We start from the raw sequence: 14,388 nt of genomic DNA, 5'->3' as shown, positions 1-14,388 counted from the left end.
TCGACTATTCCCTTTACAAAGCATTGCGCCAAAATACGCCTTCCTATTTCAGATACCGATTTCAGATACCGAGAGCCTAAAAATCATTTTTCAAAAAGGACCATCATTCCTCGCACGACCTACCTTTTTATTTCAAAAAGGAACCGCTATGGATTAATTGATGTATCTTGGAGCTTAACCCTTTGGTATTCCTGCTCTTGACCGGTAGACAGATTTATCTTCACCCATTTTAAGCATACTCTTATCAAAAGAAAGTCGAACCTGCGCAAATTCCTGAATGCGTAAAGATTCGATCGTACAATTTTCGGGAGCAACAAATTTTAAATTTATGAAAATAGTTATCCTATCACAGAACCCCAATTTATATTCCACAAAGCGCCTCATAGAGGCTGGTGAAAAAAAGGGGCATACCATGCAAGTAATAGACCATTCGAAATGCGACCTGATCATTGAAAAGAAAAAACCCGGACTTATCTACCAGGGCAAGGAGATTACCGATGTGGACGGGGTAATTCCGAGGATCGGGGCATCGATTACTTTCTATGGGACCGCCGTAGTGCGGCAGTTCGAAATGATGAAAGTCTTTAGTGCCGTTGAATCACAAGCATTAGTGCGATCTAGGGATAAGTTGAGAAGTCTACAAATCTTATCCAGGGCCGGGTTGGGACTTCCCAAGACAGTATTTAGCAACTATTCCAAGAATGTGGGTGCCATCATAGAAAAGGCTGGCGGGGCACCGGTGGTCATAAAGCTACTTGAAGGTACTCAGGGGCTAGGTGTAGTTTTGGCGGACAACCAAAACTCCGCAGAATCAATTCTTGAAGCCTTTAACGGGTTGCAAGCGCGGGTGATCGTTCAGGAATTCATCAAGGAGGCCATGGGTGCCGATATCAGGGTCTTTGTCGTAGATGGTGTCGTCGTGGGGGCCATGAAAAGACAAGGTAAGGAAGGTGAGTTTCGATCCAACCTGCACCGAGGTGGTTCGGCCGATATCATTCAACTTTCCGATGAAGAGGAAAACGCGGCCTTAAAAGCTGCCAAGGCCATGGGACTGGGTGTGGCGGGAGTTGATTTGCTGCAATCGGCTCGCGGACCTTTGATTCTTGAAGTGAATTCCTCCCCCGGATTGGAAGGCATCGAGGCGGCGACCGGGAAGGATATCGCCGGACGAATTATTAAGTATATAGAACGAAATGCCGACTAATCAAATTGAAGTATTGGGGCATGCCATTTCCAACGGAAAAGGTGTACAGCTCAACTTGGACATTGCCAAACTACATACCCGAACCAAAATACAGGTACCGATTATCGTAGAGCGGGCCAAAAAGGAGGGGCCAACGATACTCATTACAGCCGGCATTCATGGCAATGAGATCAATGGAGTTGAAATTGTGCGCCAGCTGGTTTCCAAAAAATACAACAAGCCTGAATGTGGAATGGTCATTTGCATCCCAGTGGTCAATGTATTCGGCTTTTTGAATCAAAAACGACAATTTCCCGATGGCCGCGACCTGAATAGGGTATTTCCCGGGAGTCCAAGGGGCTCCTTAGCCAGTAGGTTTGCGTATCACATCATAAAAGAGATTGTGCCTTTAGTTGATTATTGTATCGATTTTCATACCGGTGGCGATGGGCGATTTAATATTCCACAAATACGTATTAACGAAGGGGATGAAGAGACCTTGCAACTCGCCAAAGTGTTCGCACCGGAATTTATCGTACAAACGGGGCATCGCGACAAATCGTTTCGGCATACCCTTCATAAACTCGATAAAAAAGTTCTGCTGTTCGAGGGAGGTAAATCGTTGCATATAGATGATGCGGTTTCCAAAGCAGGGGTTTCGGGAGCGCTTCGAGTTATGCAGCATTTAGGTATTCGGGATTTTAGCAAAGAGTTGGAATCGATGGATGCTAAAATCAAAAAGCCAAAGGTCGTAAAGAGCTCGAGTTGGATCCGTGCTACTTATTCCGGAATGTTTCACCCTTTTGTGAAATTGGGTAGCAAAGTGAGTAAAGGGGACGTTCTGGGCAGCATTTCCGATCCTTTCGGCTATTTCGAACGAAACGTTAAAGCAAGATTTCCAGGCTATGTCATCTGCATCAACGAATCCCCCATTGTCAATCAGGGAGATGGAGTGCTACACATTTCAAGGGATTAGTCCGTTGTCCCATAGCATCGTATGCTAAAATCAAAAGTATTGCCCAATACCGAAAACAAAGCCACGACCGTCACCATTCGTCAAACCATAGCCATAGTCGATTCGAAAAATAGCATTGAAAATACGTTTGTGCATGAACCTTACGCCTAATCCGGGAAAGATGCGAATGTTCTGGTTTTGACCGAAATCACTTAACGGACCGCCGGGGTTTCGCCATGATCCGCCATCAAGAAAAACATTGCCCTGCATAACGAACCAATTCCTATCGACCAGCGTATGCCGGTACTCCGTATTGAATACGATGGCTCCGGTGCCCCTGTCGATCGTATTCCCAACGCCCCTAATGTTAAGGTTGTTGTCTACAGTGAAGGGCGCGAACGGACTATCGACATTACTGGCAAGTCCCAAACGCAAGCGACTGGCCCAATTGCCCCGTTCGCCTATCCTGTGAAAATAGGCGAAATCGTTAAAGCCAATTACAAATTCAGGTAATTGTTCGTCGGTACTGCCCACATACTGAAAATTCAACGTACTTCTGAACCCCTCGAGATATTGATAGTCGTATTTTAGATTGTCGTGGTTGTAGATCAACTTAAAAAGATGCTTTTTCACGTTCAGGGCTTGCGGTACATCAGGACTAGTGGCCCCCGATTGATATTGATAATCTTCGGTAAACAGACTGAAACCAAGTTCAATGCGGTTTTTGAAATTAAACTCGTACAGTCCCGATAACTCATACCCTGTATTATTGTATCGGTATAAGGCATCTTCCCCTACGCTATCGTCAAAGAAAACGGGCTCCTGTGTGGTCAGGTCTTTGTAATTGAATCCGAGTCCCAACTTTCTGGAAAAAAGATATGGGGCCCTGAACAGCACTCCGTAAGAGTTAAAAATATCGAACTGATAGAAGCCACCGACGTTGATATTCCGGCCGAGCAAATTAAATTCCTGAAGGCCTACCCGAAAGGCAAAATCATCATTTGTAGAGGTGTAGAGGTTGGCAAAAGGAATCAGTGTAAAATTCTCCTCAATGGTATAATACACGTTGTATTGACCATTTTCGGCCGTAAAGACCTGGTAATAGGCATGGGATATAGAGGGAAGTCGCTTGAGACGGTTGATATCCTTGTCCATTAGGACCGAATCTAACGGTGCCTTGGTTTGCTGAACAAGAAGTTTTCGGATAAAGTCGGACTTGGTCTTTTTATTTCCCTGAATCTTTACATCGGCTACCATCCCCTCTTGGGCCAATGCCAGATGCGCTGGGAATAGACATAAAAAAAAGAGAAACAAAGCTCTCATTGCGCAATTTGATGTTTTGTGTGTTTACTAAAGATTTTGCAGGTTTTGTACACCTACTCAATCGTAAAGGAAACCGATGAAAATTGATTGACCCAATTGTCTTCACTTACCGCCAAGAGCGAAAACCCGTATGAATTACCCGATTTAAGGGCCGAGGGATTGTTTTTGGTGATGTTAAGTACTACATTTTCCAAATCGTAATATTGAAAATTTCTTTCGAAAGTGTAGGTGCCCGATAACAGATTTTCTGCGGAGTCCGAAACTACCTGGAAATAAATCTTGGTATCCGAATAGGCTCCATCTTGCCAAGTGAAATTCGGCATTGTAGAACTGGAATCGACACTAATGTTTTGCGGCAAGTACTCCGTTGGTTTGGTTTGCTGCTTGATTCTGATCGGGTTCGAGAGGTGTCTTTTTCCTCCTTCGTCGAAGGCGATGATCACCCATCTGTCGGTGGCGAGCGACACCTCGAATTTTTTTAAATAGCCGTTGAACACGTCTTTTATGGGTGCGGATTTTGGCCGGTATTCCTTTAAATCATTTTTATCTACGTCGGTGGTTTCAGTTTCAAAATATTGAATGTTGGCGGCACCATCCCTCGGATAGAGAAAAACACTAATCAAATCATCATTTTCGTTGCTGGCGGCACAGGCGATTACATTGTCGGGCACTACCTCGATATCGTCGGTGAAAGCGTCTAATGTTCCTTCACCGTCTAATTGGTCAGTGGAACAGCTTAAAATCAAAAACAACGATAATACGGGGGAAATATGCCTCATATATAATTTTTTATTAACCTCAATTTCGGGCCATCATCCTATGATTTTTGATACCATTCCTTAAGGGTCTTCTCGGCGGGTTTGTTTTGCGGTGTAAATCGATTATCGTCCGCTCCGCCAACTTCCTCATGTGCGATAAACCATTTCCAAACGTAGCCTCCAGCAAACCAGTCTTCAGTCCAGAATTCCTCGAAAATGGCCTGAGTGGCGTTCACTTGGGCATCTAGGTTTACCTCCGCCTCATGCCGGTCGACCAGCCAAGGTTTTTTGGCCGTAAAATTCATACTGCGGTAACCGAATTCGGTAAAAAGCACCGGTTTTCCTTTTTTCTTTGAGAGTTCCGCAATGGCCGGCTTCCATTTTTGCCAGCCCTTCTTCAAGCCATCCTTCGTGGGATTCTTATCCTCTGATAAGGGAAAATAGGCATCAATACCAATATAATCGATTTCGCCCCAAAACGGTGTTCTTGTATACTCGTCCCAGTTGGCCGCATAGGTCAATTTGCCGTCATATACTTTTCTGATTTTAGCGATAAGTTCGGACCAAAATCGGGGTCTGTTCTTTACGAATTGCTCCAGCTCCGTACCGATACAAAAAATATCGGCTTGCGTTTCTTCGGCCAATTCGGCATAGGTTATGATAAAATCTTCGTAAGACGCCTCGAGCAATTTCCAGTCTTCCTCCGAATCCATTTTGAGTGTACCCGTAAATTCCCCCTGCGAAATCCAGATTTGGGGCTTTATCAAAACGGAAATACCATTTTTGTGCAACATATCAACGTACTGCTGCGCTCCCTTTTTGGTCTCGCCGAACCATTGCCGATCGGTGTTGTGAATGATTTGGGGCGAAGAAATATTTCTTATGAACCCGAAAGGCATTACGGCCGCATGGTTCGCATGCACCGCCAAAACCGCATCGACATGCTCTTGGGCCACTTCTTCCCTCGATGCTACAAAGCTGACCCCGTTGATTTTTTTGGTGGCTTGACTACTACATGAAAACTGCAGTAAACAGAGTATGGCAAGGCCCAATTTTTTCATTCATAGCTATTTAGAATAGCTAAAATAGGGTATTTATACCTATTGCTTAAAAAATTCCTCTTAGACCCAGGTTAAATGTTTGGCCCAGACCCGTGTCTGTTCCCCGAACGAAATTGGTATATAAAAGTTCAAGATTCAAGGCCTTGGTGAGTTGGTATTTTGCGCCACCACCAACAGCGGTAAAATTTTGAGTGAAATCATTACCAAGGTTAAGACGTTGCGAGTGCTGCACCAATGCTAAAACCGTAAACTTAGAGCTCGGGAAATAGCTTAAAAACACCCCTGGAGTAAGGTTTAGGCTATTGTTGGCAAAACTATCTTCCTCCTCGCCAAAATTCAATTCCGAATTCAGTTCGGTAAAAAGCTGCCAGTCACCGCTTGGAAAAGTGTAATCATAAAACAAGCGGTTTTGCCAGATATAGCCATTCTGATCTAAAAACACCCCGTTTTCAACCTCGTTATCGACCAATGGAAAGAAAAAAGAGCTCTGAATACTAAAATTGCTGACCGACCGAAACGGAACAAATTTAACCGAAGGGGCTATGGACGTCAAACCCGAACGGGCCGAGGCATCCTCCCCATCGAACTTAAAAACGTCCAACGCTTTTCTATCGTTGACCACATTGGAACGAAACTCTAGAATGGCACCGATATTCCATCGTTTATTCTCCCCAATACCCGTGTACGCCTCTAAGGTAGACGTAAAAAAGGTTTGTCTTGGTTCCCTCCCATCGCTAAACGTGCTTTTGGTCTGCGTGTACAAGTTATTGAACCACTTTAAATCGACCTGCCCCTTCCCGATCAATTTTGATGGGGTGTACTGTTGAATATTGCTCTGTTCTTGAGCGGGTTGATCATTTACATTATCGTCCTGTGCCAGACCGATTCCGGTCGTTAGGATGAGCCCCGTGAGTGCGATATACTTTTTTACTGATTTCATGATATTCATATTTATATTGGCTGTTATGGCAATACGAGTCAAGCCCAAACAAAAAATTTAGGATAATCGCTGCTTTTGATAATGATTTTCGTTATTTGATTTCGTTCAAGGTCCAATCGTACGGGTAATACGATACCTTGGCCTTTTCTGGAAGTTTTTCGGATTTGTAGGTATTGATAAAGTCGACCACATTTCCGCCATGTTCGAAATCGCCTTTGTACCATTCAAAAATCTGGGAAATTTTGACCTTGTTCTTATTGACTTGAATAAAAGCGGGATTGTTTAATGCTTTTGTCGTTTGACGTGTAAGTTGTTCCTCTAAAGTAGCCGGTTTGTAAGCCGAGTCGATTATAGGGGGACATCCCAATCCGCCGCAAACGAGCACGAAGTGGAATCTGGCTTCTTTTGGAAATTTGGCACGTAGCATTTTGTTTTCAATATCGTTCAGGGTGATGGCTATGCCGCCCAAATTGTAGGTGGTCTTATCGAAAAACCCATTCACATCCAATGGCGATTTAAGCGGATAGTTGTTCGTCACGCCCTTTATCACGGCGAGATTATAGGCATTTATCCAAAAGGATTGGTACGCCTTCGCCTTGTCCGTAGAAACTGTTATGGTCTTGGCCATTTCAAGCAAAGTGTCCAATTCCGATGGATCATCGTGTATTGTTTTATAGTCGACCAAGCCGTTTTTCACATTCGCTTTGAGAAAGGCATCGGTCTTTGAGAAAAAATCGGATGTACCTTGCGCGGAAGCAATTGATGAGGTCAAGAAAAATATGAGGATGGTTATTGTGTAATTCTTCATAATAGCTAATTTAGTCTTCCAAAACTGCACCATCTGTCGGGCAAATTTTTAGAACCCTACAAAAAAAATCGAGTTTTATGCTTTCTTTAAGAAAGCTCGAATGCGTACGCAAATTCGACACCATCCTTACAAAACATGTTCCAATTTAATTTCTTTCTAAATTATACAAATCAATTTAAGTTCTTACATTTAAAGGCGACCTATCGCCTAACTACCAACAAAGAACTATGGAACATATCGTTATTATTGGTAATGGAATCGCCGGTGTAACGGCGGCCAGACACATTCGAAAGCTTTCCGATAAACGTATCACCATCATTTCCGCTGAGAGTGAATACTTCTTTTCGCGTACCGCTTTAATGTACGTGTATATGGGGCATATGAAATTCGAGCATACCCAGCCTTATGAAAATTGGTTTTGGAAAAAGAACCGTATCGATTTGATAACAGACTACGTAACCGAAGTAGTGCATACCGATAAGAAGGTGCTTTTAAGGAGCGGAAAAGAAATCGCTTACGACAAATTGATTATCGCAACCGGTTCCAAACCGAATAAGTTCGGGTGGCGGGGACAAGACCTTAAGGGTGTACAAGGCCTGTATTCAAAACAAGATCTGGAACAATTGGAAGCGAATGCACCCGACAAGGAAACCTGTAAGAGAGCGGTCATCGTGGGCGGTGGATTAATCGGTATTGAAATGGCGGAAATGCTGCGCACGAGAAAAATCCCGGTTACTTTCTTGGTTCGGGAAGACAGTTTTTGGAATGGTGTGTTGCCCAAAGGCGAATCACAGATGATCAATGAGCATATTTTGGAGCATCACATCGACCTTCGCTTGGGCACCAATCTAGAGGAAATCATTTCAGATGAAAACGGTCGCGCCAGAGCAGTGAAGATTAAAGAGACTGGAGAGGAAATTGCCTGTGATGTGGTCGGACTCACGGCCGGGGTTACTCCAAATATCGATTTCCTAAAGGATTCGGACATCGAAACGGGCAAGGGTGTGAAGGTTAATCGCTACCTCGAGACGAATATTATCGATGTATATGCCATCGGCGATTGTGCTGAGCAGCATGAAGGTATTGGGCAGCGAAGGCCTATAGAGGCTGTCTGGTATACTGGAAGAATGATGGGTGAGACCATTGCACAGACCATCTGTGGCAACAAATTCGCATACCAACCCGGGCATTGGTTCAACTCCGCCAAATTCTTGGATATCGAATACCAGACCTATGGATGGGTATTCAGTGAACGCAACATGAAAGACCATGAGCAGCATTTTCACTGGAGGCATTCCGAGGAAAATATCTGTATTACCGTAGCTTTTCATAAAGAAACCAAGCTGTTCTTGGGCATCAATACCTTCGGCATTCGCATGCGACACGAAATATTCGATCGCTGGTTAAGCGAGGAACGCGATGTACATCATGTCATGGAATATTTAAAGGACGCCAATTTCGACCCTGAATTCTATGCGCAGTATGAAGCGGAAATCGTAAGGAAATTCAATTCGGACCACGGAACTACTATACAGCCCAAGAAAAAAAGCTGGAAACGAATTTTTGCTGCGAGTTAAATTACATTTATCTATAATGATATCTGTGTAAAGTTCAGTCAAGCACAGCGGAAGTTTATATGGGCTCTAAGAGTAAGAATATTTCCCCGCTCAGGGAAATCGAACATAAATCAACCTATCAATGAAGACAATACAAAACATAGGCATTGCAATTTTTCTAGTAGGCTTGGGCATTTTCACCGCCCTACCCGTGATTGGCACCTTCACGCTAGACCGAAAGGACTTTGAGGAAATAGTCGCTGAAAAGAAATTTAAAAGCGAACTTTTTGTTTCTGAAATGCAAAAGAACGTTGTCGGTAAAGAATTTAACGGCATGCCGGATTTTTCTTCAACAATCGATGAAGCGCAATCAGGGGTAAACAAAGAACATCGGAAAAATAAGGAATGGAACAAAGTTGTCTATCCCGGTTCGATAGATATGGCGGCCCTTCTCGGCAAGAAATCAGGCAGCGGTTTCATAGTCGAAAACAAAGGCTTGATGTGGTTTTTGACCTTTGGTCTCGGTATTCTAGGAGCCCTGATGTTCATAGTGCCCCAGGTAGTAACCTTAGGAAAAAAGGGGATAAAAAATGATGGTATCTACCATCAAAGTTCGACCAATCGAGGATGGATCGCTTGGCTCGTGTTCGTTTTCTTGATCGGCTTTTACCTGCTCCTGTATTTCCGGCCGCAGTACGCCGTAAACTGGACCTATCTGGTCGACCCCATCAGTGAAAGCCTTAGTGGTAAACCCGCCGGACATTGGTTCGTGTATGGCTTTATGTATTGCGTAGTCATGACCGTTATGGCCGTTCGCATGTATATCAAATACCGTCATAATGTGTATCAGATGGTACGAACCACTTCGGTACTCTTCTTTCAAATCGTATTCGCTTTCCTGATTCCCGAAATAATGGTGCGCTTGCAAATGCCGTACTACGATTTTAAGAATGCCTTCCCTTTGGATTATGATTTCTTTTTTAGCTGGAATTTAAAAGAACTCACCTCCAGTGGCGGTATAGGTATTTTCATACTCGTTTGGGGAATTGTATTGACCGTGGTAATGGTACCCGTCATGGTCTATTTTTTTGGAAAAAGATGGTACTGCTCCTGGGTGTGCGGCTGCGGTGGACTGGCTGAAACCCTGGGAGACCCCTATCGGCAACATTCCAGCAAATCGCTATTCTCTTGGAAAGTGGAGCGATGGTTGGTACACGGGGTACTGGTCTTTGCGATCGTCATGACCGGTATGACCCTGTACAGTTTCTTTACTGAATCAGGAACGGTACTGGGCATTAAAACTTCTTCAGTTCAGAATACCTACAGTCTTGCCATCGGCTCTGTTTTTGCGGGGGTGATCGGCACGGGCTTCTACCCAATATTCGGAAATCGGGTCTGGTGCCGTTTTGGATGTCCATTGGCGGCCTATCTAGGCTTCGTACAAAGGTTTAAAAGCAGGTTTAGAATTACGACCAATGGCGGACAATGCATCTCATGCGGTAACTGTTCTACCTACTGCGAAATGGGTATTGATGTGCGCGCCTACGCTCAAAAAGGTGAAAATATCGTACGTTCAAGCTGCGTAGGTTGCGGCGTTTGTTCCGCAGTTTGTCCCAGAGGGGTATTGAAATTGGAAAATGGCCCCGAGGAAGGCCGCATCAACCCCACACAGGTACTACTAGGTAATGATGTGGATTTGATGGAGTTGGTGAACAAGAAATAATCCGCTCATAGAATGGCAATGAGGTTCATACTGTCACGCTGACAAACTAGAACCGATTTGGCCGCAAAGCCAATTCGGAACACCAATGTCACGCTGAGCCCCGTCGAAGCGCCACTATCTGGAGAGAGGTCCTCGACAGGCTCGGACTGACAAACTAGAACTGATTTGGCCCAATGCCAATTCGGAATACCAATGTCACGCTGAGCCCCGTCGAAGCGCCACTATCTGGAGAAAGGTCCTCGACAGGCTCGGACTGACAAACTAGAACTGATTTGGCCGCAAAGCCAATTCGGAACACCACTGTCGCGCTGAGCCCGTCGAAGCGCTGCCCCCTGAAGAAAGGTCCTCGACAAGCTCGGACTGACAAACCGGAACTGATTTGGCCGCAAAGCCAATTCGGAACACCAATGTCATGCTGAGCCCGTCGAAGCGTGCTCACAATGATAAATCTTTAATAAAGTGATGAAGTTCTATTTCGTGTACATCTTATTTTGTTCAGACGGAACTTACTATACGGGCATGACCAACGATTTGGAAAGAAGGCTTGCGCAACATCAGTCTGGCCATAGAAAAGATAGCTACACCTATTTCAGGCGACCCGTACTCCTGAAATGGTACTTGCAGTGCACCAGCCCATCGGAGGCCATTGCAATTGAAAAGCAAATCAAAGGATGGTCGCATCAGAAGAAGATGGCCTTGATCGAGGAAAATTGGAAAGATCTCGTTGAATTCTCTAAAAACTATTCGGAACACAGGCATCCTAAAGATAGAGATAGGTCCTCGACAGGATCGGACTGACAAACCAGAACTGATTTGACAGCAAAGCCAATTTGGAACACGATTGTCACGCTGAGCCTTCCTGACGGTAGGCAGGCCTGTCGAAGCGCTGCCATATGAGAAAAGGTCCTCGACTGGCTCGGACTGACAAACCGGAACTGATTTGGCCGCAAAGCAAATTCGAAACACGACTGTCACGCTGAGCCTGCCTGACGGCAGGCAGGCCTGTCGAAGCGCTGCCCCCTGAAGAAAGGTCCTCGACAAGCTCGGACTGACAAATTAAAATTGATTTGGCCCATAGCCAATTCGGAACACCATTGTCACGCTGAGCCCGTCGAAGCGCCACTATTTGGAGAGAGATCCTCGACAGGCTCGGACTGACAAACTAGAACCGATTTGGCCCATAGCCAATTCGGAACACCACTGTCACGCTGAGCCTGCCTGACGGCAGGCAGGCTCGTCGAAGCGCTGCCATATGAGAAAAGTTCCTCGACAGGCTCGGACTGACAGAGCGAAATTAATTCGGCAAATAGATACTTTGTAAAAAAATTACCCAAAATTCTAAATAGAGAGATATGTTAGTAAGCTTCCGTAACTTCGACTAATCGTAAAATGTCTTTACTTTGATTAAAATAGTTCTCTTCTTTACGTTTTTTTTATCTCTTGGAAATGCCTCCGAGTCGGGGAACGAGTACCACAGGGAATACTACGAAAGCGGCGAGGTCAAATCAGAAGGTTGGATAAGAAACAATAATAAAACGGGATACTGGCGCTTCTACCATTCGAACGGAAAACTTTCTGAAAAAGGACATTTTACAAAAGGAAAACGTTCCGGCTACTGGTATTTTTATTCCGCAACAGGGGGCCTTCGGGAAGAAGGTCATTTTGAAAACAACGAAAAAGCCGATTGGTGGCTATTTTATGATGCCTTGGGCAACGTCAATCACAAATGTCAATTGAGCGAGGGAATTAAAAATGGGTATTGCCTGATGTACAAGAACGACGATATCGTAAAAGCCGAAAAATACCGAAACGGGAAAAAGATCAAATCCTGGTCTAGCTTCAGTAGTTTTAGAAGGGAAAACAAATTATCCGATTTACGCTAATGGCATCCCCTCAACTATCAACTCCTATCATCAAGGTAATTATTCCCGCATTCAATGAGGCCGATTCGATTGCGAAGGTCGTTGCCGAATTGCCGGCTTCGGTTACCGAAATAATAGTTGTTAACAACAACTCTACCGACAAAACAGTTCAAAATGCCCAAACGGCGGGGGCTACCGTACTTACCGAAATCAGAAAAGGTTATGGTTACGCCTGTCTTTGTGGATTGAATCATGTAGCGCAACAATCCATCCTACCAAATATTATCGTATTTATCGATGGAGACTATTCCGATTATCCGGAAGAACTCGATAAAGTGGTCGCCCCGATTATCAATGATGACATTGATATGGTAATCGGCGCCAGGGTGAAGGCATTACGTGAAGAAGGCAGTATGACGCCGCAACAAATTTTCGGGAATTGGCTCGCGACAAGTTTAATGAAATGGTTATTTAGGGCAACATTTACAGACCTTGGGCCGTTTAGGGCTATGAAGTACGACAAATTGCTCGCCTTGCAAATGCAGGACAAAACCTATGGGTGGACCGTGGAAATGCAGCTAAAAGTACTTAAACAAAAAATGACATATACCGAAGTACCAGTACGTTACAAAAAAAGAATTGGTATTTCTAAAGTGTCGGGAACGGTAAAAGGTAGTATCTTTGCAGGCATAAAAATTCTTGGTTGGATTTTTAAATATAGTTTAAAGTAATATGGGCTTAATAATCGCTTACGTCATCTTGGCAATTTACAGTATCGCACTATTGTTGATTTTCTTCTATAGCTTGGCTCAGCTCAACCTTTTGGTCAATTACCTCAGCAATAAACGACAAAACCAGACCGCCCCAAAATTCAACCTTTTGGACGCCAAGGAGATTCCCTTTGTAACCATTCAGCTTCCCGTTTATAACGAAGAGTATGTTATGGAACGCCTTTTGGAAAACATTGCCAAAATAGAATATCCCAAAAGCAAGCTTGAGATTCAGGTTTTAGACGATTCTACCGACAATACGGTTATCGATACGGCCAAACATGTAGAGATGCTACGGGAAACCGGCCTGGATATTACCCACATTCGACGTGAAAACCGTCAAGGCTTTAAAGCAGGCGCACTTAAAGAAGGTTTGGAAATCGCCAAAGGGGAATTCGTAGCAATTTTCGATGCGGATTTTCTTCCGGATAGCGATTGGTTGAAAAAGACCGTGGTTTATTTTAAAGATCCCGAAATCGGGGTGGTACAGACCAGATGGGGTCACATCAATAGGGACTATTCTACGCTTACCAAAATTCAAGCTTTTGCCTTGGACGCCCATTTTACATTGGAGCAAGTAGGCAGAAACTCTAAAGGCCATTTTATCAATTTTAACGGAACGGCAGGTATCTGGCGGAAAGAGTGTATCCTCGATGCCGGAAATTGGGAAGGTGACACCCTCACCGAAGATCTTGACTTGAGCTACCGTGCCCAATTGAAAGACTGGAAATTCAAGTATTTGGAAGATGTGGAAACTCCAGCCGAACTTCCTGTGGTCATCAGTGCGGCACGTTCCCAGCAGTTCCGCTGGAACAAGGGCGGTGCCGAAAACTTTAGAAAGACGGTATGGAGTGTCGTTACCGCAAAAAATATCAGCTTTAAAACCAAATTTCATGGAGTGATGCATTTATTGAACAGCTCAATGTTCCTATGCGTCTTCATGGTGGCTCTGTTGAGTATTCCGGCGATGTACATCAAAGCGATTTTCCCACAACTGGACTGGGTTTTCTCGACCCTTAGCTTTTTTGTATTAAGTACGATAATCCTTTTTGTGTGTTATTGGTTTACCTATAAAAGTATTCAGGGCAGCAGCTTTGACAACTTTGTGGACTACATCAAGATTTTCTTTACGTTCTTTTCGGTCGCCCTAGGATTTTCATTGCACAACTCCATTGCCGTTTTAGAGGGGCATATGGGCAAACGTAGCGAGTTCGTAAGAACGCCGAAATTCAATATCAATAGCCTTACCGAAAGCTGGAAAGGCAATAAGTATTTGGCCAAAAAATTGTCACCGAATATGATTCTCGAATTTGGCCTGATGGGCTATTTCCTTTTTGGAATGTACAGTGCCATACCCCTGAATGATTTCGGACTCTTTCCGTTTCATTTCATGTTGTTCTTAGGCTTCGGGTATGTCTTTTTTAAGTCCTTGACCGCAAGGGCCTAGTG

The 14,388-nt window shown here is 44.3% G+C and carries 13 protein-coding genes; 8 read left to right on the top strand and 5 right to left on the bottom strand.

Translation table 11 applies throughout. The annotated features are described in order from the left end of the window. Positions 1–328 precede the first annotated feature (328 nt). Entirely contained in the window at positions 329–1,204 is an 876-nt protein-coding gene (gene rimK, locus FGM00_RS00585) for a 30S ribosomal protein S6--L-glutamate ligase (protein ID WP_138851045.1), read from the top strand. Beyond that, positions 1,194–2,159, top strand: coding sequence for a succinylglutamate desuccinylase/aspartoacylase family protein (locus FGM00_RS00580; protein WP_138851044.1), 966 nt, complete (start codon positions 1,194–1,196; stop codon positions 2,157–2,159). The genes rimK and FGM00_RS00580 overlap by 11 nt, the downstream gene beginning before the upstream one ends. 30 nt (positions 2,160–2,189) lie before the next feature. On the opposite strand, the gene FGM00_RS00575 is transcribed toward FGM00_RS00580, so the two are convergent. The 5 genes from FGM00_RS00575 to FGM00_RS00555 all read right to left on the bottom strand — a co-directional run bounded on the left by FGM00_RS00575 (position 2,190) and on the right by FGM00_RS00555 (position 7,028). Then, positions 2,190–3,461 (bottom strand): POTRA domain-containing protein, encoded by a 1,272-nt coding sequence (locus FGM00_RS00575; RefSeq protein WP_138851043.1) that lies wholly within the window; start codon positions 3,459–3,461, stop codon positions 2,190–2,192. A gap of 53 nt (positions 3,462–3,514) precedes the next feature. After that, the gene (locus FGM00_RS00570; RefSeq protein ID WP_138851042.1) at positions 3,515–4,240 is read right to left on the bottom strand and encodes a hypothetical protein; all 726 of its coding nucleotides are present in this window, start codon (positions 4,238–4,240) and stop codon (positions 3,515–3,517) included. Positions 4,241–4,278: 38 nt separating this feature from the next. Further along, positions 4,279–5,280: a glycoside hydrolase family 113 gene (locus FGM00_RS00565; protein ID WP_138851041.1), complete on the bottom strand. Its 1,002-nt coding sequence runs from the start codon at positions 5,278–5,280 to the stop codon at positions 4,279–4,281. 46 nt (positions 5,281–5,326) lie between these two features. After that, positions 5,327–6,220: a hypothetical protein gene (locus FGM00_RS00560; protein WP_138851040.1), complete on the bottom strand. Its 894-nt coding sequence runs from the start codon at positions 6,218–6,220 to the stop codon at positions 5,327–5,329. Between the two features lie 91 nt (positions 6,221–6,311). Further along, positions 6,312–7,028 carry a DUF547 domain-containing protein gene (locus tag FGM00_RS00555; RefSeq protein WP_138851039.1) on the bottom strand — a complete coding sequence of 239 codons (717 nt, stop codon included), beginning with the start codon at positions 7,026–7,028 and terminating at the stop codon, positions 6,312–6,314. 227 nt (positions 7,029–7,255) lie between these two features. Here FGM00_RS00555 and FGM00_RS00550 point away from each other — a divergent pair, with 227 nt between their 5' ends. The 6 genes from FGM00_RS00550 (at position 7,256) to FGM00_RS00525 (ending at position 14,386) form a co-directional block, all read left to right on the top strand. Further along, entirely contained in the window at positions 7,256–8,605 is a 1,350-nt protein-coding gene (locus FGM00_RS00550; RefSeq protein WP_138851038.1) for an NAD(P)/FAD-dependent oxidoreductase, read from the top strand. Positions 8,606–8,726: 121 nt separating this feature from the next. Then, a complete protein-coding gene (locus FGM00_RS00545; protein WP_138851037.1) occupies positions 8,727–10,307 on the top strand; it encodes a 4Fe-4S binding protein in 1,581 nt (526 codons plus the stop codon). A 462-nt stretch (positions 10,308–10,769) separates the two neighbouring features. Then, a complete protein-coding gene (locus tag FGM00_RS00540) occupies positions 10,770–11,105 on the top strand; it encodes a GIY-YIG nuclease family protein (protein ID WP_138854570.1) in 336 nt (111 codons plus the stop codon). Positions 11,106–11,707: 602 nt separating this feature from the next. Then, positions 11,708–12,190 carry a toxin-antitoxin system YwqK family antitoxin gene (locus FGM00_RS00535; protein WP_138851036.1) on the top strand — a complete coding sequence of 161 codons (483 nt, stop codon included), beginning with the start codon at positions 11,708–11,710 and terminating at the stop codon, positions 12,188–12,190. Further along, a complete protein-coding gene (locus FGM00_RS00530; protein ID WP_138851035.1) occupies positions 12,190–12,900 on the top strand; it encodes a glycosyltransferase family 2 protein in 711 nt (236 codons plus the stop codon). The genes FGM00_RS00535 and FGM00_RS00530 overlap by 1 nt, the downstream gene beginning before the upstream one ends. A 1-nt stretch (position 12,901) precedes the next feature. Then, on the top strand, positions 12,902–14,386 hold the full coding sequence (locus tag FGM00_RS00525) for a cellulose synthase family protein (RefSeq protein WP_138851034.1): 1,485 nt from the start codon (positions 12,902–12,904) through the stop codon (positions 14,384–14,386). Positions 14,387–14,388: the final 2 nt, after the last annotated feature.

This window comes from Aggregatimonas sangjinii, assembly GCF_005943945.1.
GTDB lineage: Bacteria > Bacteroidota > Bacteroidia > Flavobacteriales > Flavobacteriaceae > Pelagihabitans > Pelagihabitans sangjinii.
The sequence above is the reverse complement of the archived record's forward strand: the minus strand, read 5'-3'. Positions and strand labels throughout refer to the sequence as shown.

What these genes read in the sequence shown, in the direction of transcription:
- FGM00_RS00565 (WP_138851041.1), bottom strand. Translation starts at nt 5,280, where the DNA reads ATGAAAAAATTGGGCCTTGCCATACTCTGTTTACTGCAGTTTTCATGT.
- FGM00_RS00550 (WP_138851038.1), top strand. Translation starts at nt 7,256, where the DNA reads ATGGAACATATCGTTATTATTGGTAATGGAATCGCCGGTGTAACGGCG.
- FGM00_RS00560 (WP_138851040.1), bottom strand. Translation starts at nt 6,220, where the DNA reads ATGAAATCAGTAAAAAAGTATATCGCACTCACGGGGCTCATCCTAACG.
- FGM00_RS00525 (WP_138851034.1), top strand. Translation starts at nt 12,902, where the DNA reads ATGGGCTTAATAATCGCTTACGTCATCTTGGCAATTTACAGTATCGCA.
- FGM00_RS00570 (WP_138851042.1), bottom strand. Translation starts at nt 4,240, where the DNA reads ATGAGGCATATTTCCCCCGTATTATCGTTGTTTTTGATTTTAAGCTGT.
- FGM00_RS00575 (WP_138851043.1), bottom strand. Translation starts at nt 3,461, where the DNA reads ATGAGAGCTTTGTTTCTCTTTTTTTTATGTCTATTCCCAGCGCATCTG.
- rimK (WP_138851045.1), top strand. Translation starts at nt 329, where the DNA reads ATGAAAATAGTTATCCTATCACAGAACCCCAATTTATATTCCACAAAG.
- FGM00_RS00530 (WP_138851035.1), top strand. Translation starts at nt 12,190, where the DNA reads ATGGCATCCCCTCAACTATCAACTCCTATCATCAAGGTAATTATTCCC.
- FGM00_RS00545 (WP_138851037.1), top strand. Translation starts at nt 8,727, where the DNA reads ATGAAGACAATACAAAACATAGGCATTGCAATTTTTCTAGTAGGCTTG.
- FGM00_RS00555 (WP_138851039.1), bottom strand. Translation starts at nt 7,028, where the DNA reads ATGAAGAATTACACAATAACCATCCTCATATTTTTCTTGACCTCATCA.
- FGM00_RS00580 (WP_138851044.1), top strand. Translation starts at nt 1,194, where the DNA reads ATGCCGACTAATCAAATTGAAGTATTGGGGCATGCCATTTCCAACGGA.
- FGM00_RS00540 (WP_138854570.1), top strand. Translation starts at nt 10,770, where the DNA reads ATGAAGTTCTATTTCGTGTACATCTTATTTTGTTCAGACGGAACTTAC.